General features: G+C 44.7%; 24 protein-coding genes and 3 tRNA genes. 21 read left to right on the top strand and 6 right to left on the bottom strand.

The annotated features are described in order from the left end of the window. Window positions 1–134 precede the first annotated feature (134 nt). From BA1DRAFT_RS04835 to BA1DRAFT_RS04825, 3 genes are all read left to right on the top strand, one after another. A tRNA-Gly gene (locus BA1DRAFT_RS04835) sits at window positions 135–210 on the top strand. A gap of 54 nt (window positions 211–264) precedes the next feature. Then, window positions 265–340, top strand: a tRNA-Gly gene (locus BA1DRAFT_RS04830). Window positions 341–405: 65 nt separating this feature from the next. Then, window positions 406–481: transfer RNA gene (locus tag BA1DRAFT_RS04825), tRNA-Gly, on the top strand. 11 nt (window positions 482–492) lie between these two features. Here the strand turns inward: BA1DRAFT_RS04825 and BA1DRAFT_RS04820 are convergent. The 4 genes from BA1DRAFT_RS04820 to BA1DRAFT_RS04805 form a co-directional block, all read right to left on the bottom strand. After that, the gene (locus BA1DRAFT_RS04820; protein ID WP_036776629.1) at window positions 493–825 is read right to left on the bottom strand and encodes a type II toxin-antitoxin system RelE/ParE family toxin; all 333 of its coding nucleotides are present in this window, start codon (window positions 823–825) and stop codon (window positions 493–495) included. Then, window positions 825–1,100: a type II toxin-antitoxin system Phd/YefM family antitoxin gene (locus BA1DRAFT_RS04815; RefSeq protein ID WP_036776626.1), complete on the bottom strand. Its 276-nt coding sequence runs from the start codon at window positions 1,098–1,100 to the stop codon at window positions 825–827. Before BA1DRAFT_RS04815 ends, BA1DRAFT_RS04820 begins: the two co-directional genes overlap by 1 nt. A 326-nt stretch (window positions 1,101–1,426) precedes the next feature. Beyond that, a complete protein-coding gene (locus BA1DRAFT_RS04810; protein WP_036776624.1) occupies window positions 1,427–2,422 on the bottom strand; it encodes a DMT family transporter in 996 nt (331 codons plus the stop codon). An 18-nt stretch (window positions 2,423–2,440) separates the two neighbouring features. Further along, window positions 2,441–3,631: a tetratricopeptide repeat protein gene (locus BA1DRAFT_RS04805; protein WP_036776623.1), complete on the bottom strand. Its 1,191-nt coding sequence runs from the start codon at window positions 3,629–3,631 to the stop codon at window positions 2,441–2,443. 148 nt (window positions 3,632–3,779) lie between these two features. Here BA1DRAFT_RS04805 and BA1DRAFT_RS04800 point away from each other — a divergent pair, with 148 nt between their 5' ends. Then, the gene (locus BA1DRAFT_RS04800) at window positions 3,780–4,697 is read left to right on the top strand and encodes a LysR family transcriptional regulator (protein WP_036776621.1); all 918 of its coding nucleotides are present in this window, start codon (window positions 3,780–3,782) and stop codon (window positions 4,695–4,697) included. A 122-nt stretch (window positions 4,698–4,819) separates the two neighbouring features. Here BA1DRAFT_RS04800 and BA1DRAFT_RS04795 read toward each other — a convergent pair whose 3' ends face one another. Then, entirely contained in the window at window positions 4,820–5,251 is a 432-nt protein-coding gene (locus BA1DRAFT_RS04795; protein ID WP_036776617.1) for a flagellar protein FlhE, read from the bottom strand. 187 nt (window positions 5,252–5,438) lie between these two features. Here BA1DRAFT_RS04795 and BA1DRAFT_RS23465 point away from each other — a divergent pair, with 187 nt between their 5' ends. Then, window positions 5,439–5,612, top strand: coding sequence for a hypothetical protein (locus BA1DRAFT_RS23465; protein ID WP_160169988.1), 174 nt, complete (start codon window positions 5,439–5,441; stop codon window positions 5,610–5,612). Window positions 5,613–6,118: 506 nt separating this feature from the next. Here the strand turns inward: BA1DRAFT_RS23465 and queG are convergent. Then, window positions 6,119–7,276, bottom strand: coding sequence for a tRNA epoxyqueuosine(34) reductase QueG (queG, locus tag BA1DRAFT_RS04790; protein ID WP_036776655.1), 1,158 nt, complete (start codon window positions 7,274–7,276; stop codon window positions 6,119–6,121). Window positions 7,277–7,447: 171 nt separating this feature from the next. Between queG and tsaE the strand changes: the two genes are divergently transcribed. The 16 genes from tsaE (at window position 7,448) to rplI (ending at window position 23,219) form a co-directional block, all read left to right on the top strand. Further along, complete coding sequence (gene tsaE / locus BA1DRAFT_RS04785; RefSeq protein ID WP_036776614.1) at window positions 7,448–7,912, top strand: tRNA (adenosine(37)-N6)-threonylcarbamoyltransferase complex ATPase subunit type 1 TsaE; 465 nt, start codon at window positions 7,448–7,450, stop codon at window positions 7,910–7,912. Between the two features lie 14 nt (window positions 7,913–7,926). After that, complete coding sequence (amiB, locus tag BA1DRAFT_RS04780; RefSeq protein ID WP_051560663.1) at window positions 7,927–9,210, top strand: N-acetylmuramoyl-L-alanine amidase AmiB; 1,284 nt, start codon at window positions 7,927–7,929, stop codon at window positions 9,208–9,210. 9 nt (window positions 9,211–9,219) lie between these two features. Next, the gene (mutL, locus tag BA1DRAFT_RS04775; RefSeq protein WP_036776612.1) at window positions 9,220–11,121 is read left to right on the top strand and encodes a DNA mismatch repair endonuclease MutL; all 1,902 of its coding nucleotides are present in this window, start codon (window positions 9,220–9,222) and stop codon (window positions 11,119–11,121) included. After that, the gene (gene miaA, locus BA1DRAFT_RS04770) at window positions 11,114–12,055 is read left to right on the top strand and encodes a tRNA (adenosine(37)-N6)-dimethylallyltransferase MiaA (RefSeq protein ID WP_036776610.1); all 942 of its coding nucleotides are present in this window, start codon (window positions 11,114–11,116) and stop codon (window positions 12,053–12,055) included. The genes mutL and miaA overlap by 8 nt, the downstream gene beginning before the upstream one ends. 110 nt (window positions 12,056–12,165) lie before the next feature. Further along, window positions 12,166–12,474: an RNA chaperone Hfq gene (hfq, locus tag BA1DRAFT_RS04765; RefSeq protein ID WP_011148654.1), complete on the top strand. Its 309-nt coding sequence runs from the start codon at window positions 12,166–12,168 to the stop codon at window positions 12,472–12,474. 96 nt (window positions 12,475–12,570) lie between these two features. Then, window positions 12,571–13,851, top strand: a complete 1,281-nt coding sequence (gene hflX / locus BA1DRAFT_RS04760; RefSeq protein ID WP_036776608.1) for a ribosome rescue GTPase HflX — start codon at window positions 12,571–12,573, stop codon at window positions 13,849–13,851. 105 nt (window positions 13,852–13,956) lie between these two features. Further along, window positions 13,957–15,177 carry an FtsH protease activity modulator HflK gene (gene hflK / locus BA1DRAFT_RS04755; RefSeq protein ID WP_036776606.1) on the top strand — a complete coding sequence of 407 codons (1,221 nt, stop codon included), beginning with the start codon at window positions 13,957–13,959 and terminating at the stop codon, window positions 15,175–15,177. Between the two features lie 5 nt (window positions 15,178–15,182). Continuing rightward, window positions 15,183–16,193, top strand: a complete 1,011-nt coding sequence (hflC, locus tag BA1DRAFT_RS04750) for a protease modulator HflC (RefSeq protein WP_036776604.1) — start codon at window positions 15,183–15,185, stop codon at window positions 16,191–16,193. Window positions 16,194–16,335: 142 nt separating this feature from the next. After that, window positions 16,336–17,634 (top strand): adenylosuccinate synthase, encoded by a 1,299-nt coding sequence (locus BA1DRAFT_RS04745; RefSeq protein ID WP_036776650.1) that lies wholly within the window; start codon window positions 16,336–16,338, stop codon window positions 17,632–17,634. Window positions 17,635–17,824: 190 nt separating this feature from the next. Beyond that, complete coding sequence (gene nsrR / locus BA1DRAFT_RS04740) at window positions 17,825–18,250, top strand: nitric oxide-sensing transcriptional repressor NsrR (RefSeq protein WP_036776602.1); 426 nt, start codon at window positions 17,825–17,827, stop codon at window positions 18,248–18,250. 44 nt (window positions 18,251–18,294) lie between these two features. Beyond that, a complete protein-coding gene (gene rnr / locus BA1DRAFT_RS04735) occupies window positions 18,295–20,739 on the top strand; it encodes a ribonuclease R (protein WP_036776649.1) in 2,445 nt (814 codons plus the stop codon). Window positions 20,740–20,869: 130 nt separating this feature from the next. Continuing rightward, the gene (gene rlmB, locus BA1DRAFT_RS04730; RefSeq protein WP_200868759.1) at window positions 20,870–21,598 is read left to right on the top strand and encodes a 23S rRNA (guanosine(2251)-2'-O)-methyltransferase RlmB; all 729 of its coding nucleotides are present in this window, start codon (window positions 20,870–20,872) and stop codon (window positions 21,596–21,598) included. A 179-nt stretch (window positions 21,599–21,777) separates the two neighbouring features. Beyond that, window positions 21,778–22,173 carry a 30S ribosomal protein S6 gene (rpsF, locus tag BA1DRAFT_RS04725; protein ID WP_036776597.1) on the top strand — a complete coding sequence of 132 codons (396 nt, stop codon included), beginning with the start codon at window positions 21,778–21,780 and terminating at the stop codon, window positions 22,171–22,173. A 5-nt stretch (window positions 22,174–22,178) separates the two neighbouring features. After that, a complete protein-coding gene (gene priB / locus BA1DRAFT_RS04720) occupies window positions 22,179–22,496 on the top strand; it encodes a primosomal replication protein N (protein WP_011148645.1) in 318 nt (105 codons plus the stop codon). 4 nt (window positions 22,497–22,500) lie between these two features. Then, complete coding sequence (rpsR, locus tag BA1DRAFT_RS04715) at window positions 22,501–22,728, top strand: 30S ribosomal protein S18 (protein WP_000135199.1); 228 nt, start codon at window positions 22,501–22,503, stop codon at window positions 22,726–22,728. Between the two features lie 38 nt (window positions 22,729–22,766). Continuing rightward, on the top strand, window positions 22,767–23,219 hold the full coding sequence (gene rplI, locus BA1DRAFT_RS04710; RefSeq protein ID WP_036776595.1) for a 50S ribosomal protein L9: 453 nt from the start codon (window positions 22,767–22,769) through the stop codon (window positions 23,217–23,219). Window positions 23,220–23,592 lie beyond the last annotated feature (373 nt).

Here is a 23,592-nt window from a genome sequence, read left to right as displayed (position 1 = left end):
GTTTAAATCGTCATTTGACCGGAAAGTTTGTTTTTTTGTGTTGAAGGGCTTGCGGGCGCAACGATTTTTCGTATAATGCGCTCCCCATACCGATGAAGAATTTCATAAGGTATGGATAGCGTACTAAAAGATATGCGGGAATAGCTCAGTTGGTAGAGCACGACCTTGCCAAGGTCGGGGTCGCGAGTTCGAGTCTCGTTTCCCGCTCCAAATTTTGGTTTGGAATCAGTATGTTGTTCTGGTTATTATTAGCCAGCCAGTGACGCGGGAATAGCTCAGTTGGTAGAGCACAACCTTGCCAAGGTTGGGGTCGCGAGTTCGAGTCTCGTTTCCCGCTCCAAGTTTAGATTCACAATTGATTTCTTGGGATTGATATATTATTTCAGGTGATCACCAGTCAGTAATGCGGGAATAGCTCAGTTGGTAGAGCACGACCTTGCCAAGGTCGGGGTCGCGAGTTCGAGTCTCGTTTCCCGCTCCAAGTCTTTCTTATCATGCAGATACACTTAGCAACCGGTGCGTAAGCAGGGTTTGCATATCCCGCCGACCATCAGCAATCACAAAAATTACCACCTGTTTACCTGTGATTTGGTAAATAACCCGATAAGGTTTAAAAAATGTTTGGCGGAAGTCGCGGATCCCTAACTCCTGCAACTCCTTGGGATAATTGCCTTTTTCAGGAAAGTTAGCCAGACTGTCTGTTATTTTCAGCAACTGATCCAATACATAATCAGCTTTCTCTGAACTGTCATTTTCGACAATGTAATCGTAAATGTCCTCTAAATCTGCTTCGGCATTTTTAGTCAGCATTACATGATATGGCATTAGGTGGACTTCCCTTTATTTTTTAAGCGTTGAACCACCTCTTTTACTGGTGTGACTTCACCTGCTTTAACTTGTCGTTGTCCTAAAGCTAAAATCTTTAACAACGCTATAGTTTCCTGAGTCTGCTCATAAGAGGCAATATCTTGAATCACCGCTTTTGCTTCGCCATTTTGTGTAATAATCATCGGTGAACGGGACTCAGCGAGTGTCGTCATCACCGTAGCTGCATTGGCTTTTAGGTAGCTAATGGGTTTGATCTGTTCTGAATAACGCATAGAATCCCTCACATCAAAAAGGACTAAATAGAGACTATAAAAAGTCAACTGATTGATTATAAAATCACCTTGCCAATTAAGCAAATGCTGATTTTAGAAAAGAGGGTGACTATAGATTTTTGTTGTTTTCACTCATTATTATTTTTTGGCTTATTTAGAAAGAGGTTATGAATTACATTTCTCCGCTCCCATTTTTGCTATATAAATATCTATTGAAGTCTCTTACATTCATGGTTCTTAGGTTCAGAGATCAGGTTTGCCATCAGGTCTCAGCAAGATCGACGCTTTTGTTTGTACCAAAGCGTCGATAGGATGAGATTTCTGGCTTATTTCCTGTAATTCTTTGCTTTTACTATATGATTGATCTTAGATTTAGGTTCCGGTGGAATAAGTTTTTTACCGGTTGATCTCTTATTGCAGATCAGGATACCTCCGATGACGAGAGCGCCGCCGATGAACATTGGGAATGTTAATTTCTCGTCTAATAGTACTGCGCCGAGCAATACCGCGGTCAAAGGGTTAAGCGCAATGAATACACCGGAGCGAGTGGAACCAATTCTTTGGATTCCGTCGTAATACCAGATGTAGGCCACCGCTGAACCTACTGCGCCAAGATAAAGTAAGCTGGAGAGATCAGTCATGGATAATGCATGTATTGCAGATAAACTCATTTGACCTGTTAAAATGGTCGTTACCGCTAGCATGATAGCGCCTGCCAGGATGGAGTATGTAACGGTGTGTAGCGGGCCGATTTGGTTCACAATGTTCTTGCAGAAGACGCTATAAGCAACCCAGCTTAAAACACAGCCAAAGATCAAAGTGTCACCCAACCAGTTATCTTCTTCTCCAATTGTCAGTTGTGGCGTTTTGCTAAAAATTACGATCATTGCTCCGAGCAGACAAAGAATAATTCCCAGTATTTTCAGTGACGATTGTCTTTCCTTATAAAAGAAATATGAAAAAATCGCCATTACTGCTGGATTTAGTGCCACGATAAGTGAAGCTCTGGAGGCAGTTGTGTGATGCAGACCATAAAAGAAAAAAAGGTTGTAGGCGTATATTCCGCAGAGGCCCAGTCCAATGATTTTCAATAGTTGGGATAGATTAATCTTGACGAACATTTTTCCTGATAAAACGAGGAAGATAATGAGCGTTATGCCCGCAAGAATAAATCTGAGGCTTGCTGATAACAAGGGAGGTGTCTCGACAGAAATGTATCGACCTGCAACAAATGTTCCGCCCCAGATAATAGCCACAAGAGACAGCTTGATATAGGTTGAGTAGTTGTTGACCGACTGCGTTGATGCGTGGTTGCTTTTCATGTTTGTCAATGTCGCAATTTATAGGGTGGAGGATGCTTTCAAGGCGGCGTATTCCATCGTTTGTTCCAATATTTCACGTTGAGCGCGGCTACCTCCCAATAATGGCCATTTTTCATAGCTGAGACGAAGTTTATTTAGACACTCCTCATAGTGCCTAGATGTAAATAATAAGATCGCTTTAAGGACGTCTATCCCTGTGGAATGTGTGTCTGGTTCGATGCCAAATCCATCGCTTTCCGCGATCAGCTTCTCAATAAGAAAAGACTGATTTGTTGCAGAAAAAGCGAGTGCTGCATGTATTTTGTGGAAGTAAGAGGTGGATGAGCTGATGCTGCCTGTCCAAAGAACAGCAAGACGTTCCCATATTGGTTGGAAGTTAGTGTCGGCAGATTTGAGCCTAAGTTGCCACAAGAATTCTACGGCGTCCAAATCTTGTTTAGCAAATGGATTGTCTTTTAGCGCATATAATTCATCAAAAGCTTGCAATGCCAGCGTGATTTCATCGGATCGTTCATACGCAATGGCGAGATGCCAGTATACATGCATTCCCATTCCGGCATTGGTTATCCAATGTTCTTTGCAGTTGATCAGGAAGTGACAAAGTTCTTTCCAGCGACCTAGCTCGTGCAGGGCATGTGCGACAGCATGAATGCCATAGATATTGTCCGGCATTAATTTAACAGATTTAAAACCAACCTCTAAGGCATCATCAAAACATTGAGCTTCACAAAGGACGAATGATTTTATGGAAAGATAATATGGATAGAGGTAGTGAGTGCCAGGAATGTGTTCGTCACAATAAAGCAGAAGAGACCTCAGGTTGGTTGTTTTGCCAGTGCAGAAATCAAGCATGTGAATAAAGAAGAGCGCGACAATATCCGATGGGTATGCTCGAATATGTTGGGTCAGAAGCGATCTCGCGTTATCGTAATCAAATTTCACCCATGCGCTGAATGCCTTATGGATAAGACAAAGCTCGGGGAGAGAGAGGTCGTGCTCGTTCATTTGAGTTAATGTGATTTTAAATTTATAAAGTTCTTTCATCTCGCAAGAGGTGATTGCATCAAATCCCATCAGGAGTTTTTTGTAGGTTCGCTGAGTGTCATTCATTGGAATAAATTCGTCTGAAAATCCACGGAGGGATAAGAACGTGCTGTTTATCTCCGGCCATATGGAAGATGAGCCATCAGAAGGCCATGGGTAACTCATAAAATCCCCCTTTTTTAATTAATTATGGTTTGGAAACTCTGTTGAGCGTTCGGCGAGCATGCCTCGCCTACTGTTTTATATCCGCATTGCATATACTTATTCAGATGTATGATCATGCGGAAATGAGTGATTACTCAAGGGGGAGATAATGACTTTAACTCAGCTCGAAATTTTTGCTGTTGTTGCTGAACGGAAGGGCTTTACCTTGGCTGCGGCCCAACTCAAGATCTCTCAGTCTGGGGTTTCCCATGCCATCAGACTCCTTGAACAGGAGCTTGGCGTAGAGCTGCTACATCGGCATCAAGGAGTTGTCGAACTGACAGATATAGGAGAAAGTCTGCTACAAAAAGCCCAGGCCATTCTTGGTCTGGCTGAGACCATGCGGCAAGAGGCCGCGGATGCTCGGGGGATGAAACGAGGTACGTTGCGAATCGGGTCGTTTGGACCGACTTCATCCTTATGGCTGTTGCCAAAGGTACTGGCCGATTATCGCAGGCTTTACCCCGGCATTGAGGTCCATATTGATGAGGGACCAGACAGGCAGGTTGTGCAGTGGCTTATGGATAGACGAGTGGATGTGGGATTTGTGACCTTGCCGGAAGATCAATTCGACACTTACCCGATTCTTGAAGATCAGATGGTGGCTTTGTTGCCGATAGATCACCCTTTGGTATTGCAGGATTCGGTAACGTTGAAAGATCTGTGTGTTGGACCATTCGCGTTGACAGAAGCGGGATCGGCTGAACTGGTTTCCAGGCTTTTTTTATCGGCAAGATTGCAACCTAATATTCGTTATCGGACGTCTCAATTGTTAAGTACTTTGGCTGCGGTTGAACGTGGGGATGCGGTGACGATTGTTGCCGAGTCATCTCTGCCGCTGGCTCGTGATGTTCGCTATGTCAAGAAAGCGCTGAATCCAAAAGTGAAACGACATGTCGGGTTGGCTGTGTTTGATGAACGTCAATCATCACCGGCCACTAAAGCATTTATCGCATTGGCGACTAAAAAATTTCGTATGGTGAGTTCGGCTGTCTCCTTGGCTTCCAGAGAACTCGTTAGTGAATGAGCTCAGCTTTATAGCACGCTACCTCCTTCCGCTAGCATATATTGCTCTTGAAACGCGAAAGAATTGTCTAAAGTAACTTTCCTATCAATGACCCGAAGCCATGCGGCTTCAGGTCGGGTTGCTTAATACTGATAATCAACTTTGATCATATTGTAATGGGACGGGTAAACGGGGTAAGTACCTCCGTTGAGAATCCCGCTAATTCTAAAGGAACCTTTGGCATCATGGCCGCTAAAGGCATTTGTGGTGCTATTGAGGGCGCCGGAGACATCCAGGCATTGCGATGGAGTGGATGAATATCGTGGGGTGTAACAAACGTTGAAAGTCTGAGTTGTCGCACCATTGCTATATAAACCGATATTCCAAGATACTGTCGTGATAGTTGCCCTTGTCGGTACCGAAGAGGGCGTGGTAAAGAAATTTGAGTTGGTGTAGCCAGCAGCATAAACATTTGGGGCACGGCTCGTTTGTGACCACATGCTGGTAGCGGCAAAGGAGATCTGAGCCGTGGTTAACGCTAGAAAACCTACTGCAATTTTGGTAAATCTTTTCATTCTTCAATCCTCATTGCTAGTGAGTTATCTGACTGTTATCTGCATGCAACCGTTGCGCGACATCCGATATGATTGGCGCACATGAAAATTGCTTGCTTATTGATTCCTATGGTTGTTCAAATCTTCCTTGATCACGTAAAAAGAATCTCACTGGAATAACAGTGGATCAAGCGAAGGCTTTGGTTGAATGTCTGAATCTGTGCGCTGGTTGCACCGATATTGTGTGATGTTTATGCCTAAAGGGGTATTGTTTGGGTGTATATTCTTTGTCTTTTTTGACATCGGTAGCCAGCCTTATGTCCTGATGGTACTCAGTTCATCGTGTGGTATTTATAGGGGTAAAGAAAGTACTATTCTTTAATTGCAAAATATTTTTTCAACTTCTGCTTGCCAAACGTTTTTGGGTAGTACATAATGCACTCCTTTCGTCAGTGAGGTATGGGAAAAATATCTGTTGAATCAATGAATTAGCTGATATTCAAAGAATTTATCTCCCGCTCCAAGTTTCTTCCTCAGTAGTTGTGCTCACTTATTTTAGATTTGATTTTTGGGTTATATCTTCATAGTACAGATTTCTATTTTTTATCCACAGCTCGGAAGCTGGTTTCTCAGTAAATAAGTATGATGCTTTAAAATTATCACACAGACTTATCCACAGGCTGTTGCGTCTAAATTTTTCTGATTTTGAATGTTATAAAATGAGTATTCCTTTTGTAACTCGTTGATAGTTTTTCGGAATGATCCTTTGTTAAGAAATGTCATATTGATCACTTGCGCTTTTTTTGAGCATTGATCAGCAAGGGGTTTTTATTTTATTCACAGGAAAATTATCTGAATCTTTTTATGCGTTATAGAGATGGCTAATAATTAAGCATCTCTGGGCAAGCCCTTGGTTATCGCTCTAATAAGTCGTTTCTGTTGTGGTGTTTGTACATTAATAGTATTCGTTTTACGGCGAATGATTTGCTGTTCAATAGCCCAATGAATATGTTCATCTAGCATGGTGTTTAATCCAAGTTTTTGTTGCAGAGCCAGAACGATATCGTATTGATAGGGTGCGTTTCCTAAAGCAACAGTAATATTGCGTAGCCAGCGTAAATAACCAATGCGGCGAATTGCAGAACCTTCCGTTATCCGTAAGAATTTCTCTTCACTCCAATTGAATAAATCCAATAGCTTTGGTGTATGTAATATTGCACGAGGGCTGAAATCATCTTCATCTGTCAATTGGGAAAAGCGGTTCCAAGGACAAATAATCTGGCAGTCATCGCAACCATAAACACGATTTCCCATCAGTGGACGAAATTCCTCAGGAATAATACCCTCTAATTCAATTGTGAGGTAGGAAATACAACGGCGGGCATCAATAGTATAAGGGGCGATAATTGCACCGGTTGGGCAGGTTGTCATGCAGGCGACACAGCGTCCACATTGCTCTTTTTGTGGAAGATCTATCGGCAGGGGAAGATTAATCAGCAACTCACCGAGGAAAAACCATGAACCAGCTTCTCTATTAAGAATAAGTGAGTGTTTACCGACCCAGCCTAATCCGGCTTTGGCGGCGAGTGGGCGTTCCATTATGGGTGCTGAATCAACAAAAGGTCGAAAATTAAGGACTCCCTGATATTCGAAGTCATGGCAGTAGTTTTGGATTTGTTCCCCTAGTTTCTTAAGACGTTGGCGCAGTAGTTTGTGATAATCTCTTCCTAGAGCATAACGGCTGATATAACCGAGTTCGGCGTCGTTTAGCGTGCTGGCAAAAGAAGCTTTAGCAGGGAGGTAATTCATTCTTACACTAATAACTCTCAGTGTTCCTGGTAAAAGTTCATTCGGGCGAGCACGCATCATGCCGTGGCGTTTCATCCATGCCATCTCTCCGTGATATTGTTTATCTAGCCATTCCTGAAGTTTTGTCTCTTCTACCGATAAATCAGTATCACAAATGCCAACTTGTTGGAAACCAAGAGAAAGACCCCATTGTTTGATATTGGCGGCTAAAAGATTAAGATCGAGAGGCGTTGTCATGATGGAAATCGGTTTATACTGCAAGGCGTCGCAGTGTAGCATAATTTGTTTCAAGCCAAAAATAGTGGGTTTGATAATGAAACTGAGCAGAAGATGTTAAATGTTGATAATAGAGGTGTGTTAGGGTTATCGTTTTGGCTGATGAATTAATAAAACAACAGATATTATTCGATGAAAGAACTTGTTTTATCACTTAAAGATGAAGATGCGACAGTTTCTCTTGGAAGCGCGGTTGCTGCTGCCTGTAATAGTGGTAGTGTAATTTATTTATATGGTGATTTGGGGGCTGGTAAGACTACGTTTAGCCGCGGTTTTTTGCACTCCTTAGGTCATAAAGGGCATGTAAAAAGCCCAACTTATACTTTGGTTGAGCCTTATGCTTTAATACCGAGGCCGGTTTACCATTTCGATCTTTACCGATTGGCAGATCCGGAAGAGCTGGAATTTATGGGAATACGTGATTATTTCCATCAAGATGCCATTTGTCTAGTGGAATGGCCTCAGCAAGGAGAAGGCGTATTACCGGACGCAGATATTGAATTACATTTGAGTTACCAGCCAGAAGGGCGACAGGCACATTTTATTGCTTTGTCTAAATATGGCGAGAGCCTGTTAGATAATTTGAAATATTTATAAGAGATCACCTGACCATGACGCGTCCTTTAGTCGCAGAAATAATAAAGAAATGGCAAGTCAGTTTTATGGTAATGGGCTGGCTGTTTATTATGATAAACAGTTTAGTGGTAACAACCGCAACAGCGGCGACTTTATCCAATATTCACGTCAGTAACAGCATAAATGAATCTAAAGTGACGATGGTTTTTTCAGGTGGTCGCCCTAATTACAGTGTTTTTCCATTGCATTCGCCAGAGCGTTTAGTGGTAGATATCCATCAATCAGAAAAAATTGTTGGTTTACCCATGAATCTACCGGGGCAGGATTTAGTGAGGAAAATCCGTTCCAGCCAGGCACCTGATCGACAAAAGAAACGCATTGTATTTGAACTAAATAATAAAGTTAAAGTCAATTCTATAGTACAGCGGTCGGGTAGTGAATATCGGGTGATTTTTACCCTGCGGGCTTCTGGGGTATCGACGGGTAAGTCTGTTTTTAGAGAGAGTTCACAAGCAGCTACGAGTAAACCATCACTTACTAACAACAAATTGCAGACGACCAAACAGGCTGCTTTGCAGGCAACTTCTAAGGGCAGTCAGCGAGTCGTTATCGCTATTGATGCAGGACATGGTGGTCAAGACCCTGGTGCGATTGGGCAACGTGGATTGAAAGAGAAGAATGTGACTATCAGTGTGGCGCGCAAACTTGAAACATTGTTACGCAATGATCCTATGTTTAAACCCGTTCTGACCCGTAACGGAGACTATTTTATTTCTGTTGCTGGTCGTTCTGAGGTTGCGCGTAAACATAGCGCGAATATGTTGGTTTCTATTCATGCAGATGCAGCCCCTAATCGTAGTGCGCGTGGTGCTTCTGTCTGGGTGTTGTCAAACAAGCGTGCAAACAGTGAATTGGGTAATTGGCTTGAGCAGCATGAGAAACAGTCTGAGTTACTGGGTGGCGCAGGAGATGCATTGGCAAATGGTACCGATCCCTACCTAAGCCAGGCGGTGCTGGATCTGCAATTCGGTCACTCCCAACGGGTGGGTTATAACGTTGCAGTACAGGTTTTAAGTGAGTTGCGTAAAGTCGGCTTATTACATAAACGTTCACCAGAACATGCTAGCTTAGGAGTGTTACGTTCACCGGATATTCCTTCAATTTTAGTGGAAACGGGATTTATCAGTAACTCAGCAGAAGAAACACTGCTTGGTTCCAATGATTTTCAGGATAAGCTGGCAAGTGCTATCCATCGAGGATTGCGCAACTATTTTCTAGCGAATCCATTACAAGCGGCACCTAAAACAGCCAAGAAGTAAAGGTTAAGTATGGCGATCAAGATCCTACCTCCTCAATTAGCAAACCAAATAGCGGCTGGCGAAGTCGTAGAACGCCCTGCATCAGTTGTAAAAGAGTTGGTGGAGAATAGCCTTGATGCTGGCGCTAGTCGTATTGATATTGAAATTGAGCGTGGTGGAGTAAAACTGATTCGTGTCCGTGATAATGGCTGTGGTATTAATCATCAGGATCTTGCGCTAGCGTTGGCTCGTCATGCTACCAGTAAGATCGCCACACTAGATGATTTGGAAGCCATTATCAGTATGGGATTCCGTGGGGAGGCGTTGGCGAGTATCAGCTCAGTTTCGCGTCTGACATTGACTTCCCGTACGGAAGAGCAGCATGAAGCTTGGCAAGCCTACGCGGAAGGGCGGGATATGGCGGTGACAGTGAAGCCGGCGGCACATCCGGTAGGCAGTACTGTCGAAGTGCTGGATCTGTTTTATAACACCCCTGCACGGCGCAAATTTCTGCGAACAGAAAAGACAGAATTTGGTCATATTGATGAAGTTGTCAGACGTATTGCACTGGCGCGCTTGGATGTATTGATCAATTTACATCATAACGGTAAGTTGGTGCGCCAATACCGGCCAGCGAAAGATGAATCACAGTATGAACGACGGTTGGCTTCCATTTGTGGCACCGCTTTTATGCAACGGGCTCTTTCTCTTTCCTGGCAGCATGACGATTTATCGATCAAAGGATGGGTTGTTGACCCGATGAATGCTGAGGCGAGTGGAGATATTCAATATTGTTATGTAAACGGGCGTATGATGCGTGATCGCTTAATTAATCATGCTATCCGTCAAGCTTATCAAGATTTGCTCCGAGGAGAACAACAGCCTGCTTATGTTTTATATTTGGAGGTTGATCCGCATCAGGTGGATGTGAATGTGCATCCCGCGAAGCATGAAGTTCGCTTCCATCAAGCCCGTTTGGTACATGATTTTATCTATCAAGGTGTAACGGCTGTATTAAAACAGCGAGGAAGCGGCGCTGAATTAGATTTGGCTTGCTGTGAACCTGCTCCGGCATGGGAGCCGGAAAACCGTCCGTCAGCAGGGGAAAATCATTTTTCCCGGCAAAACAATGCTACACCTGCGGCAGCATCGTCACCAAAAGAGGTTTTGTCAAGTAAAGGGAGTGTTGGGGGCTTTCGCGGTGGTGAAAATCGCCAATATCATGGAGATCATTATCAGAAACGTCAGGGTGAGGTGTATCAGAAGCTAATGCAGTCTGTCCCTGAACCTGAAGGCAAAAGAGAGCTGTTTCCGGCAAGAATCGCTCCGGTTATGGCAGAAAAGGTTACTTCGGCTCCTGTTCAGGTTAAAAATAGCAGCCATAGTTTTGGTAAGGTATTGAGTATATATTCATCGTGCTATGCTCTGATTGAATCCCCATTGGGAATTGGGTTGTTATCTTTGCCGGTAGCTGAACGCTGGTTAAGGCGAGCACAGTTAACACCAACAGAGCAAGGGCTGAAATCACAGCCACTGTTGATACCGCTGAAACTCGTTCTTAGTAAAGAGGAAGCTGATGCTTTAAATCGTTATAGTGACTTATTAGGTTCTTTTGGTATTGATGCCTCTATATCTCATGGAAAAGCGACACTACGTGCGGTATCGTTACCATTACGTCAACAAAATTTGCCTAAATTAATTCCTGAGTTGCTAGGTTATTTAGCACAACAGCCATCAGCATCGGCAGAACAGATTGTAACTTGGCTTGCTTGTCATATCGGCAGTGAATATGAAACGTGGAATGTTGCGCAGGCGGTACAGTTATTAACTGATGTTGAGCGTCTTTGCCCACAACTGGTAAAATCTCCACCAGATGGGTTATTACAATTAATTGATTTACAAGCAGTGGTGGCATCTCTTACTCATGAGTGATCAGAAGACTCAACATCTACCAACGGCAATTTTTGTTATGGGCCCGACGGCCTCAGGCAAAACAGCTTTATCTATCGCTTTACGCCAGCATCTTCCAGTGGAATTGATCAGCGTTGATTCTGCGCTGATTTATCGTGGAATGGATATTGGCACCGCCAAACCAACAACCGAAGAGCAAGCGTTGGCGCCTCATCGTTTAATCGATATTCTGGACCCTTCTCAACCTTATTCGGCTGCTGATTTCCGTCGCGATGCATTGAAGGAAATGGCAGAAATTACTGCCTCTGGCCGTATTCCTCTGTTGGTTGGAGGAACGATGCTCTATTTCAAGGCGTTACTTGAAGGTTTATCGCCTTTGCCTTCTGCTGATCCAGTTATTCGGGAGCAAATAGAGCAACAGGCGGCAGAACAGGGATGGGATGCATTGCATCAGCAATTACAGAAGATTGATCCGGTGGCGGCGTTAAGAATTCATCCTAATGATCCACAGAGGCTTTCTCGGGCACTGGAAGTTTTTCTTATTTCGGGTAAGACTCTCACTGAACTGACTGAATTGTCAGGAGAATCGCTGCCTTATCATGTTCATCAATTTGCTATTGCACCGGTGGAACGTGAGGTTCTTCATCAACGTATTGAAGCGCGTTTTCATCAAATGCTTGAATCAGGGTTTGAAGAGGAAGTTAAAGCACTTTATGCTCGTCATGATTTGCATGTGGATTTACCTTCTATTCGTTGTGTTGGTTATCGTCAGATGTGGTCTTATCTTTCCGGCGAAATTGACTACGATGAAATGATTTATCGCGGTATTTGTGCGACGCGCCAGTTGGCAAAGCGTCAGATAACTTGGCTCAGAGGTTGGAAGCCGGTTCATTGGTTGGATAGTTCTCAACCAGAGCAAGCTTTAAGCACAGTTATGCAGGTTGTTAGTGCATAGGTTTATTGATTGTGTACAATTGATGAGTACCAAAGCGCAATTTTTGAGTAGTTCATTTTTTCGAACCTTTAGGTTCTTAGTTAAAAACAACAAAATAAGGAAAATATAGAATGGCTAAGGGGCAATCTTTGCAAGATCCGTTCCTGAACGCATTGCGGCGTGAAAGGGTCCCGGTTTCTATTTATTTGGTCAACGGCATCAAATTGCAGGGTCAGATTGAATCTTTTGACCAGTTTGTCATTTTACTGAAAAATACGGTTAGCCAGATGGTTTATAAACATGCCATCTCTACTGTTGTACCTTCCCGCCCAGTTTCTCATCACAGTAGCAATACGAGTGTAGGGGCGAGCGTAGGTAATTATCATTCTGGTGGCGTTTCTGCTCCGGCAGCACAACAGGAAAGTGATGGCACTGAATAAGCTTGAGAGCGGTAATAGAATGAAGAAAAACATAGGTAGGGGGTTTTACCTATGTTTTTTCCTGTAGTTTTTTACTCAGCCTGAGAGGTCGCACCTTTGTTTGAACGTTATGAAGGCGGCGAACAAGCCGTTGTGGTGCATGTTTTTTTCTCGCAGGATAAAGACACAGATAATCTCAGTGAGTTTGAATCACTGGTAACTTCTGCTGGTGTAGTTCCTGTGCAAATTGTCACGGGGAGCAGGAAAGCCCCTCATCCAAAATATTTTGTTGGAGAAGGTAAGGCGGAAGAGATTGCTGAGGCGGTGCAGGCTAGTGGTGCTGATGTTGTGTTGTTTAATCATGCACTCAGTCCTGCGCAGGAACGCAATCTTGAGCGGCTCTGTCAGTGTCGAGTTATCGACCGCACCGGTGTGATTCTGGATATTTTTGCCCAGCGGGCGCGGACTCACGAAGGGAAGTTACAGGTAGAGTTGGCGCAGTTACGTCATCTTTCTACCCGTCTTGTCCGGGGATGGACTCACCTTGAACGTCAGAAAGGTGGGATTGGTTTGAGAGGGCCGGGGGAAACGCAGCTTGAGACGGACCGGCGTTTATTACGGGATAAAATCCGTCAGATCTTGGGTCGTCTGAGCCGGGTTGAGAAACAGCGCGAACAGGGGCGTCAAGCGCGAAATAAAGCGGATATACCGACGGTTTCATTGGTGGGATATACCAACGCCGGTAAATCGAGCTTGTTTAATCGCATGACGGCTGCTGAGGTTTATGCGGCTGATCAATTGTTCGCTACGCTGGACCCAACGTTGCGCCGGATTGAAGTTAATGATGTTGGTACGGTGGTGCTGGCTGATACGGTTGGCTTTATTCGCCATCTGCCTCATGATCTGGTGGCGGCATTTAAAGCAACATTGCAAGAAACCCGGCAGGCAACATTGTTGCTGCATATTGTTGATGCTGCGGATAGCCGCATCGACGAAAATATTGCTGCTGTTGACAGCGTACTGGAAGAAATTGAAGCGCATCAAATTCCGGTGCTGTTGGTGATGAATAAGATTGATATGCTGGAAAGCTTCACTCCGCGTATTGATCGCAACGAAGATAACTTACCGGTTAGAGTTTGGTTGTCTGCGCAAACCGGTGAAGGTATCCCGTTATTGTTACAAGCGTTAACTGAGCGTCTTTCGGGTGAAATTGCACACTACGAATTGCATTTGCCGCCGGAAGCAGGCCGTTTACGCAGCCGCTTCTATCAACTGCAAGCCATAGAGAAAGAGTGGATAGAAGAGGACGGTAAAGTTGGTATCGAAGTGAGAATGCCGATTGTTGACTGGCGCCGTCTATGCAAACAAGAACAGGATTTGTTTGATTATGTTGTCTGATGCGCCTGTCAGGTGAATATCAGAAAACTTATGTGATTGAGAGTCGGCTTGTTTATAAGAGGCTCTTGGCCTGAAAAACCAATCATAAAAGAATGGAGCTAAAACATGGCGTGGAATCAGCCCGGAAACAACGGACAAGACCGCGACCCGTGGGGGAGCAGCAATAATAGCGGCAATTCCGGCGGGAACAAAAGTGGTCGAAACCGTGGGGCATCTGATCTCGACGATCTGTTCCGTAAGCTGAGCAGTAAACTCGGGGGTTTTGGTGGGAACAAGGGCGGTAATGGTTCTGACCAAGGGGCAAAATTTGGCGGGCGTATTGTTAGCCTTGTCGCTGCTGCTGTTGTCGTGATCTGGGCCGCTAGCGGTTTTTATACGATTAAAGAAACAGAACGTGGTGTTGTCACCCGGTTGGGTAAGTTTAACCATATTGTGCAGCCAGGTCTAAACTGGAAACCGACATTCATTGATGAAGTTGTTCCAGTTAACGTGGAATCTGTGCGTGAATTGGCAACCGCCGGCGTGATGCTGACATCAGATGAAAGCGTTGTTCGCGTGGAGATGAACGTGCAGTATCGTGTGACTGATCCTGCCGCTTATCTTTACAGCGTGACAAGTCCTGATAATAGCTTGCGTCAGGCAACGGATAGCGCGGTGCGTGGCGTTGTTGGTAAATATACGATGGATAAAATCTTGACGGCAAACCGTATGATTGTCCGTGATGATACTCAGCGCGAGTTGGAAAAGACGATTCTTCCGTATCGAATGGGAATAACCTTGCTGGATGTTAACTTCCAGGCTGCTCGTCCGCCGGAAGAGGTTAAGGCCGCTTTTGACGATGTTATTGCTGCCCGTGAAAATGAACAGCAGTCTATTCGTGAAGCAGAGGCTTATTCGAACGAAGTTTTGCCACGTGCGAAAGGTGATGCGCAACGTATCATTGAAGAGGCGAAAGCGTATAAGGCTCGTGTAGTCTTGGAAGCGCAGGGGGAAGTGGCAAGCTTTGCCAAAATGCTGCCTAGATATAAAGAGGCGCCTGAAATTACCCGTGAGCGTCTGTACATTGAAACGATGGAAAAAGTGTTGAGCCGTACTCGCAAAGTTATTGTTAATGATAACAACAATAATTTGTTGGTATTGCCATTGGAGCAAATGTTACGTGGCGATGCTTCTGGTGTTAAAAAAGAGGGAACAGTGCAATCAGATAATACGGTAGCTTCTGATCTGCGGGTTACCCGTCCAACTCTGCCTACAAATTCAGGCCGGGGCGCGAATTATAACCGAACAGATAATCTGCGTAATGACATTATCAGGGTAGGGAGATAATAATCATGCGTAAATCATTAGTCTTTGTTATTGTCGCAGTATTAGTTGCTCTCTATGTCTCTCTATTTATTGTGCAGGAAGGACAGCGTGGCATTGTACTGCGTTTTGGCAAGGTTCTGCGTGATGCGGGAAATAAGCCGATTGTTTATGAGCCGGGGCTACATTTCAAAATACCTTTTGTTGAAACGGTAAAAACCCTAGATGCTCGTATTCAGACTATGGATATTCAGGCCGACCGTTTCTTGACCAGTGAAAATAAGGATCTGATAGTTGATTCTTACCTGAAATGGCGGATTAACGATTTCAGCCGTTATTATCTGGCAACCGGCAATGGTGATATTTCTCAAGCGGAAGTATTGTTAAAGCGTAAATTCAGTGACCGTCTGCGTTCTGAGATTGGCCGTAAGGATGTTCGTGGTATCGTAACGGATTCCCGTGGTCAATTAACTACGGATGTTCGCGATGCTCTGAACAAAGGTACAACGGATAAAGAGACAGCGACTACAACTGAAGCAGATGATGCTATTGCATCGGCCGCGGCTCGTGTAGAGCAAGAAACAGCAGATAAACAACTTGCTATCAATCCGAACAGTATGGCGGCATTGGGTATTGAAGTTGTTGATGTACGTATCAAACAGATCAATTTACCATTGGAAGTTTCAGAAGCGATTTACCAGCGTATGCGCGCTGAGCGTGAAGCGGTAGCTCGCCGTCATCGTTCACAAGGTTTGGAAGAAGCAGAGAAACTGCGTGCAGCAGCAGATAAACAAGTTATTGAAATCCGGGCAAAAGCGGAGCGTGAAGCGCTGACTTTGCGTGGTTCTGGTGATGCAGAAGCCGCTAAACTGTTTGCTGATGCATTCAGCCAAGCGCCAGATTTCTATGCCTTTATCCGTAGCTTACGTGCTTACGAGAAAAGCTTTGGTGAAGATGGGAAAGATGTTCTGGTATTAAGCCCAGAAGCTGATTTCTTCCGCTATATGAAAGCACCTGAAAAGCGTGCAGTTCAGCACTAATAGAAGCTGAATCTATAGGCCCGCATCCGGCGGGCCTTATCATGTCTGGTGTCTAACAAAAATAACGGATGTGATAAAAATTACTGAAAGGTGTGGGATGAGATGTTAGAATCCATTTTTAAGCAACCGAGTGAATTTTGAAATGGGTAAGAACGTTGTCGTATTGGGCACCCAATGGGGTGACGAGGGCAAGGGCAAGATCGTCGACTTGCTGACTGAACGAGCTAAGTATGTTGTTCGTTATCAAGGGGGCCATAATGCTGGTCATACACTGGTTATCAACGGTGAAAAAACCGTTCTCCACTTAATCCCATCAGGGATCTTGCGTGAAAATGTTATCAGTATTATTGCAAACGGCGTCGTATTAGCGCCTGATGCGCTGATGAAAGAGATGAACGCGTTAGAATCCCGTGGTATTCCTGTTCGCGAGCGTCTGCTCATTTCAGAAGCTTGTCCACTTATTCTGCCATATCATGTTGCATTGGATAATGCCCGCGAAAAAGCGCGTGGTGCAAAAGCAATTGGTACAACCGGTCGTGGTATTGGTCCTGCGTATGAAGACAAAGTTGCTCGTCGTGGTCTGCGGGTTGGTGATTTATTTGATAAGGAAACGTTCGCGGTTAAGCTGAAAGAAATTATCGAATATCACAATTTCCAACTGGTTAACTACTACGAAGAACCGGCGGTTGATTACCAGAAAACTCTGGATGAAATCATGGCGGTTGCCGATATTCTGACGGGTATGGTCGTCGATGTTTCTGATTTGTTGTATAAAGCGACTCAGAAAGGTGAATTGGTTATGTTCGAAGGTGCGCAGGGCACGTTGTTGGATATTGACCACGGTACCTACCCATATGTGACCTCTTCCAACACGACTGCGGGTGGCGTTGCAACAGGTTCTGGTTTAGGTCCATGTTATGTTGATTATGTTTTGGGGATCATCAAAGCATACTCTACTCGTGTCGGCGCAGGTCCATTCCCAACCGAACTGTTTGATGAAACTGGCGGTTACTTGCGCGAAAAAGGCCAAGAGTTTGGTGCGACTACGGGGCGTAGCCGCCGTACTGGTTGGCTGGATATCATTGCCATCCGCCGTGCAGTACAGATCAACTCACTGTCAGGTTTCTGTATGACCAAACTGGACGTATTGGATGGTTTGAAAGAAGTAAAAATCTGTGTTGGTTACCGTATGCCTGATGGCAGTGTGATTGAAACGACACCTATGGCTGCGGATGACTGGGAAGGTATTGAGCCTGTTTATGAGACCATGCCTGGCTGGAGTGAAAGCACTTTCGGCGTGAAAGAGCATAGCAAATTGCCTCAGGCGGCATTGAACTATATCAAACGTGTAGAAGAGTTGACCGGCGTTCCAGTTGATATTATTTCTACGGGTCCGGATCGTTCAGAAACTATCATTCTGCGTGATCCGTTTGATGCCTGATGGTACCTATGATCGGGTAAAGCCGGGCTTTTCAGCCCGGTTTTTTGCTATTTATTGTGGCCTTTTTTGCTTAATGATTAGGGGATTAACATGATTTTGGCCGATTCATGGCATATAACTTGAACAAATGCTTATTTTTTCAGTTTGTTCTCGGATATATTAATTTATATCTTATTATCCAGAGGTTGATGTGCAGTTAACGAGTTTTACAGATTATGGCTTGCGTGCGCTAATTTATATGGCTTCTTTACCGCAAAGCCGGATGACCAGTATTTCTGAAGTCACTGATATTTATGGTGTTTCTCGTAACCACATGGTAAAAATTATTAACCAATTGAGCCACTTAGGATTTGTGGCTGCGGTTCGTGGTAAAAACGGCGGTATCCGTTTAGGTAAGCCTGCGAAGGATATCAGAATTGGCGATGTTGTTCGCGCTCTCGAACCATTATCATTGGTTAACTGTAGTCAGGAATCTTGCCATATCACGTCTGCGTGTCGTCTGAAGGTAGTCTTAAATCAGGCAATAGAAAGGTTTTTAGAAGAGCTGGATAAGCATACTTTAGCTGATATGATTGAAGATAATATTCCCCTTTATAAGCTGCTTCTGACCGAATGAAGAAATGGCGCAAACAGCCTGCTGATGACAACGGAGGAACAGCCATGTCACAAGATCCTTTTTTGGGACGCGAAGCAGAAAAATACGAATCACCCATTCCAAGCCGCGAGTACATCTTAGACATTATTGCTAAACATACTGTACCGGTAAGTCGCCAGGAACTGGCGCAAGAACTGAATCTGATTAACGATGAAGATATTGAAGCGTTACGTCGTCGTTTACGAGCTATGGAACGGGATGGTCAACTGGTTTTCACTCGTCGCCAATGCTATGCCTTGCCGGAAAGATTAGATTTATTGAAAGGTACGGTTATTGGGCATAGAGATGGTTATGGTTTTCTGCGAGTAGAAGGCCACAAAGATGATTTTTATCTCTCTGCTGAGCAGTTAAAAATGGCTATTCATGGTGATGTTGTATTGGCACAACCATTGCCTCAGAATCGCAAAGGGCGTAATGAAGCGCGTATCGTTCGTGTATTGGAGCCTAAGACCAGCCAGATTGTCGGCCGCTATTTTCTTGACTCTGGTATGGGATTTGTCGTGCCGGATGATAGTCGTTTGAGCTTTGATATCCTGATCCCGAAGGATGAAAGCGGTGGTGCTCGCATGGGAAATGTGGTGGTGGTCGAGTTGATTACACGCCCGGCGCGCCGCACAAAAGCTGTCGGTAAAATAGTTGAAGTGTTGGGTGAAAAGATGGGAACGAATATGGCAGTAGAAATTGCCCTGCGTACTCATGAAATTCCCCACAATTGGCCGCCACAGGTGGAAAACCAGATTGCTTTTTTGGATGAACAGGTACCAGAATCGGCGAAAAAAGGCCGTGTTGATCTGCGTGCTTTGCCGTTGGTGACAATCGATGGTGAAGATGCCCGTGATTTTGATGATGCCGTTTATTGTGAAAGGAAGCGAAGTGGTGGTTGGCGTTTATGGGTTGCTATTGCTGATGTCAGTTATTATGTGCGCCCGCAAACCGCATTAGATACCGAAGCACGTAACCGGAGTAACTCGGTTTACTTCCCATCTCAGGTTGTCCCCATGTTGCCGGAGGTGCTTTCTAATGGCCTTTGTTCCCTGAATCCACAGGTTGATCGCCTTTGTATGGTGTGTGAGATGACGGTTTCAGCGCAGGGGCGATTATCATCTTATAAATTTTACGAAGCCGTCATGAATTCTCACGCCCGTCTGACATATACCAAAGTATGGCGTATGTTGCAGGGCGATGAAGAGCTGCGTGAGCACTACAAGCCACTGGTTCAGCATATTGAGCATTTACATGAGTTGTATCAGGCATTGGAAAATGCCCGTGAGCAACGTGGCGCAATCTCGTTTGAGTCAGAAGAGGCGAAGTTTATCTTTAATGCTGAACGTCGTATTGAGCGAATTGAACCGATTGTTCGTAATGATGCTCATAAGCTGATTGAAGAGTGCATGATTCTGGCAAATATTGCTGCGGCGCGTTTCGTGGAAAAAAATGGCGAGCCGGTACTTTACCGTATTCATGATCGGCCAAAAGAAGAGAGCATTGTTAACTTGCGCACGGTTTTCGGCGAATTGGGATTGACGTTGCCTGGTGGTATGCAACCAACACCAAAGGATTATGCTCAATTGATGCATCAAGTGGCTGAACGCCCGGATCATGAACTATTGCAAACCTTATTACTGCGTTCAATGAAACAGGCAATTTATGATCCGGAAAACCGGGGGCACTTTGGTCTGTCATTAAATTCTTATGCGCATTTTACCTCACCTATTCGTCGCTACCCTGATCTAGTATTGCATCGAGCGATTAAATATCTGCTGGCGAAACAGCAAGATATTGTTGAGCAAGGTGGAACACCGACCGGGGGATGGCACAGTGATGTGGAACAGATGCTGCAACTGGGTCAACACTGCTCTATGACAGAGCGTCGCGCAGATGAAGCGACGAGAGACGTTGCCGATTGGCTTAAGTGTGATTTTATGCAAGATCAGGTGGGCAATACTTTTACTGGGATTATTACCAGTGTGACAGGTTTTGGTTTCTTTGTTCGCTTGAATGATCTGTTTATTGACGGCTTGGTGCATGTTTCCACATTGAGTAATGATTATTATCATTTCGATAATGTTGGCCAGCGTTTAGTGGGTGAATACTCGGGTAAAACTTTCCGGTTAGGGGATGAAGTTGAAATTCGTGTGGAAGCGGTTCATATGGATGAACGTAATATTGACTTTAAGCTGCTTTCTACCGCCAGAAAAGCCCGGAATGTAGGCAAAACAGCACGCGATAAAGCGAAAAAAGTAGAACTTGGTCGCGAAAGCAGTAATAAAAAAGGGCGTGGTTACCGTAAAGAGACCCACTTTGAGCCTGATGGCAGCGCTGTTCGTAAAAAGCGATCGGCGGATAAGCCTAAAGGGGAAAAGAAAAAGGGTAAGACGCTTTCTGCCAAGACTCAGAAAATTGCCGCTAAATTCAAAGCTAAACGGGCTAAGAAAAGCGCAGATAAATAATCAAAGGGCTATCCTGTTGCGGGATAGCCTAAATATTTTAATCTCCCACTGAATAGATGGAGCTTACCGCATAGGCTCACAGTATTCGTCAGTGCTGTATGACAGTGAAAATAAGAAGATTATGAGTGAAATTATCTACGGTATTCATGCCGTTAAAGCTTTATTGGAGCGTGATCCTCAGCGTTTTATCGAAATTTATGTCCTGAAAGGACGAGAAGATCGCCGCCTGACACCATTGATTCATGCGCTGGAAAGCATCGGAATGACTATCCAACTGGCAAATCGTCAGTGGCTGGATAATCAAACGGAAGGTGCGGTACATCAGGGAATTATTGCTAAAGTGAAGCCGGGGCGTCAGTACCAAGAAAACGACCTGTCGGACTTACTGGCACAAGTGGAAACCCCTTTCTTGTTGGTGCTTGATGGTGTGACAGATCCCCATAATCTGGGGGCTTGTTTACGTAGTGCTGATGCAGCAGGTGTACATGCTGTTATTGTTCCTCGTGACCGTTCCGCTCAGCTTAATGCCACGGCAAAGAAAGTGGCATGTGGTGCTGCGGAGAACGTACCACTTATTCGTGTCACCAACCTTGCCCGTACTTTGCGTTTATTGCAGGAGAACAATATTTGGGTGGTAGGTACAGCGGGAGAAGCTGATCATACATTGTATCAGAGCAAACTAACGGGTCCTATGGCATTGGTGATGGGGGCGGAGGGGGAAGGTATGCGTCGCCTGACTCGCGAACACTGTGATGAATTGATTAGCATCCCAATGGCGGGCTCTGTCTCATCGTTGAATGTGTCCGTTGCCACGGGAGTTTGCCTGTTTGAAGCGGTGCGTCAGCGCGGCTCGTTGTAACTCACTTATCTGACATTATGAAACAAAAGTGTTTTTGCATTGTTCATTCCTTGAGTTTTTGATGTAGGGTAGGTATAGTTACGCGTCAATTTTTCAGCCGCACTTAAACAAGTTCCTTGCCTCCACGGGCCGCGGTTGACCCTGACAGGAGGCTGAATAATCCGTAAGGAGCAATTCTAATGCGTCATTACGAAATCGTTTTTATGGTCCATCCTGACCAAAGCGAACAGGTTCCGGGCATGATCGAGCGTTACAGTGCGACTATCGCTAACGCGCAAGGTCAGATTCACCGTCTGGAAGACTGGGGCCGCCGTCAACTGGCTTACCCAATTAACAAACTGCACAAAGCTCACTACGTTCTGATGAACGTTGAAGCGCCGCAGGAAGTGATTGATGAGCTGGAAACTAACTTCCGCTTCAACGATGCCGTTATCCGCAGCATGATTATGCGCGTTAAGCACGCGGTAACTGAAGCATCTCCAATGGTTAAAGCCAAAGATGAACGTCGCAGCCGTGACTACTCTCTGGAAGACGCCAATATGGATGCTGAAGAAGCTGGGGATTCTGAAGAGTAATAACTGTGACAACGAATCGTTTGGTGCTTTCTGGCACAGTGTGCAAAGTCCCCATTCGAAAAGTCAGTCCTGCCGGCATTCCTCATTGCCAGTTTGTGCTTGAGCACCGTTCACAGCAACAGGAAGCCGGTCTGAGCAGGCAAGCATGGTGCAGAATGCCCGTTATTGCCAGCGGACAATTGTTACAAGTTTTAACTCACAGTATAACGGTCGGCAGTCGATTAACCGTTTCAGGATTCATTAGTTGCCATCAAGGTCGCAATGGTCTTAACAAACTGGTTCTTCATGCCGAGCAGATTGAATTGATAGATTCTGGAGACTAGCCAAATGGCACGTTATTTCCGTCGTCGCAAGTTCTGCCGTTTCACCGCGGAAGGCGTTCAAGAGATTGATTATAAAGACATCGCTACGCTGAAAAACTACATCACCGAAAGCGGTAAAATTGTACCAAGCCGTATCACTGGCACCCGTGCAAAATACCAGCGTCAGCTCGCTCGTGCTATCAAGCGCGCGCGCTACCTGTCTTTGTTGCCTTACACTGATCGTCATCAGTAATCGGCACAGTCCATTAACGACTCTGAGAGGATAAGGTAATGCAAATTATTCTGCTTGATAAAGTAGCAAACCTGGGTAGCCTGGGTGATCAAGTTAACGTTAAACCGGGTTATGCCCGTAACTACTTAGTACCACAGGGCAAAGCTGTTCCTGCAACTAAGAAAAACATCGAATTTTTCGAAGCTCGCCGTGCTGAACTGGAAGCTAAATTGTCTGACGTTCTGGCAACAGCAGAAGCTCGCGCTGAGAAAATCAATGCACTGGGTTCCGTTACTATCGCTTCTAAAGCGGGTGACGAAGGTAAACTGTTCGGTTCTGTCGGTACTCGTGATATCGCTGATGCAGTTACTGCCGCAGGCGTTGAAGTCTCTAAGAGCGAAGTGCGTCTGCCTAATGGCGTTCTGCGTACTACTGGTGAACACGAAGTTAATTTCCAGGTACACAGCGATGTATTCGCTAAATTGAACGTTAACATTGTTGCTGAAGCTTAATCCCTGATTAACTGATGCTAACAAGTAAAAAACGCTGGCAATGCCGGCGTTTTTTATTGCCTCGACTGACTATTCTCTCGCTAGTCCATAAGATTTTTGTCGATAATTCCCAGTAATTGGGTATTAATCTGATTTATTTTACATTTATTTCCCTTATTTTGTCGTTTATAGAATCATAGTTTCTCTTGCTTATTCTTCTATAATATTGTCTTTTTTCTGTTTTTATCATTGTTGATTTTGCATTTTTTATAGCAAAAATATTATTCATTATCAGATTATTATCTATAAATAATCCAATTCGTATTTCTTATTATCAGATAATATCGTTATTGTTAATTCTGTTGTGATATGAGAATTTTTATTGCATATTTTG

Source organism: Photorhabdus aegyptia (assembly GCF_000612035.1).
Classification (GTDB): domain Bacteria; phylum Pseudomonadota; class Gammaproteobacteria; order Enterobacterales; family Enterobacteriaceae; genus Photorhabdus; species Photorhabdus akhurstii.
This window is presented reverse-complemented; position numbering and strand designations above follow the sequence as displayed.

Bases quoted from the DNA above. Each gene is read 5' to 3' on its own strand.
- BA1DRAFT_RS04820 (WP_036776629.1), bottom strand. From the start codon at position 825: ATGCCATATCATGTAATGCTGACTAAAAATGCCGAAGCAGATTTAGAG.
- BA1DRAFT_RS04815 (WP_036776626.1), bottom strand. From the start codon at position 1,100: ATGCGTTATTCAGAACAGATCAAACCCATTAGCTACCTAAAAGCCAAT.
- BA1DRAFT_RS04810 (WP_036776624.1), bottom strand. From the start codon at position 2,422: ATGAAAAGCAACCACGCATCAACGCAGTCGGTCAACAACTACTCAACC.
- BA1DRAFT_RS04805 (WP_036776623.1), bottom strand. From the start codon at position 3,631: ATGAGTTACCCATGGCCTTCTGATGGCTCATCTTCCATATGGCCGGAG.
- BA1DRAFT_RS04800 (WP_036776621.1), top strand. From the start codon at position 3,780: ATGACTTTAACTCAGCTCGAAATTTTTGCTGTTGTTGCTGAACGGAAG.
- BA1DRAFT_RS04795 (WP_036776617.1), bottom strand. From the start codon at position 5,251: ATGAAAAGATTTACCAAAATTGCAGTAGGTTTTCTAGCGTTAACCACG.
- BA1DRAFT_RS23465 (WP_160169988.1), top strand. From the start codon at position 5,439: ATGTCTGAATCTGTGCGCTGGTTGCACCGATATTGTGTGATGTTTATG.
- queG (WP_036776655.1), bottom strand. From the start codon at position 7,276: ATGACAACGCCTCTCGATCTTAATCTTTTAGCCGCCAATATCAAACAA.
- tsaE (WP_036776614.1), top strand. From the start codon at position 7,448: ATGAAAGAACTTGTTTTATCACTTAAAGATGAAGATGCGACAGTTTCT.
- amiB (WP_051560663.1), top strand. From the start codon at position 7,927: ATGACGCGTCCTTTAGTCGCAGAAATAATAAAGAAATGGCAAGTCAGT.
- mutL (WP_036776612.1), top strand. From the start codon at position 9,220: ATGGCGATCAAGATCCTACCTCCTCAATTAGCAAACCAAATAGCGGCT.
- miaA (WP_036776610.1), top strand. From the start codon at position 11,114: ATGAGTGATCAGAAGACTCAACATCTACCAACGGCAATTTTTGTTATG.
- hfq (WP_011148654.1), top strand. From the start codon at position 12,166: ATGGCTAAGGGGCAATCTTTGCAAGATCCGTTCCTGAACGCATTGCGG.
- hflK (WP_036776606.1), top strand. From the start codon at position 13,957: ATGGCGTGGAATCAGCCCGGAAACAACGGACAAGACCGCGACCCGTGG.
- hflC (WP_036776604.1), top strand. From the start codon at position 15,183: ATGCGTAAATCATTAGTCTTTGTTATTGTCGCAGTATTAGTTGCTCTC.
- BA1DRAFT_RS04745 (WP_036776650.1), top strand. From the start codon at position 16,336: ATGGGTAAGAACGTTGTCGTATTGGGCACCCAATGGGGTGACGAGGGC.
- rnr (WP_036776649.1), top strand. From the start codon at position 18,295: ATGTCACAAGATCCTTTTTTGGGACGCGAAGCAGAAAAATACGAATCA.
- rpsF (WP_036776597.1), top strand. From the start codon at position 21,778: ATGCGTCATTACGAAATCGTTTTTATGGTCCATCCTGACCAAAGCGAA.
- rpsR (WP_000135199.1), top strand. From the start codon at position 22,501: ATGGCACGTTATTTCCGTCGTCGCAAGTTCTGCCGTTTCACCGCGGAA.
- rplI (WP_036776595.1), top strand. From the start codon at position 22,767: ATGCAAATTATTCTGCTTGATAAAGTAGCAAACCTGGGTAGCCTGGGT.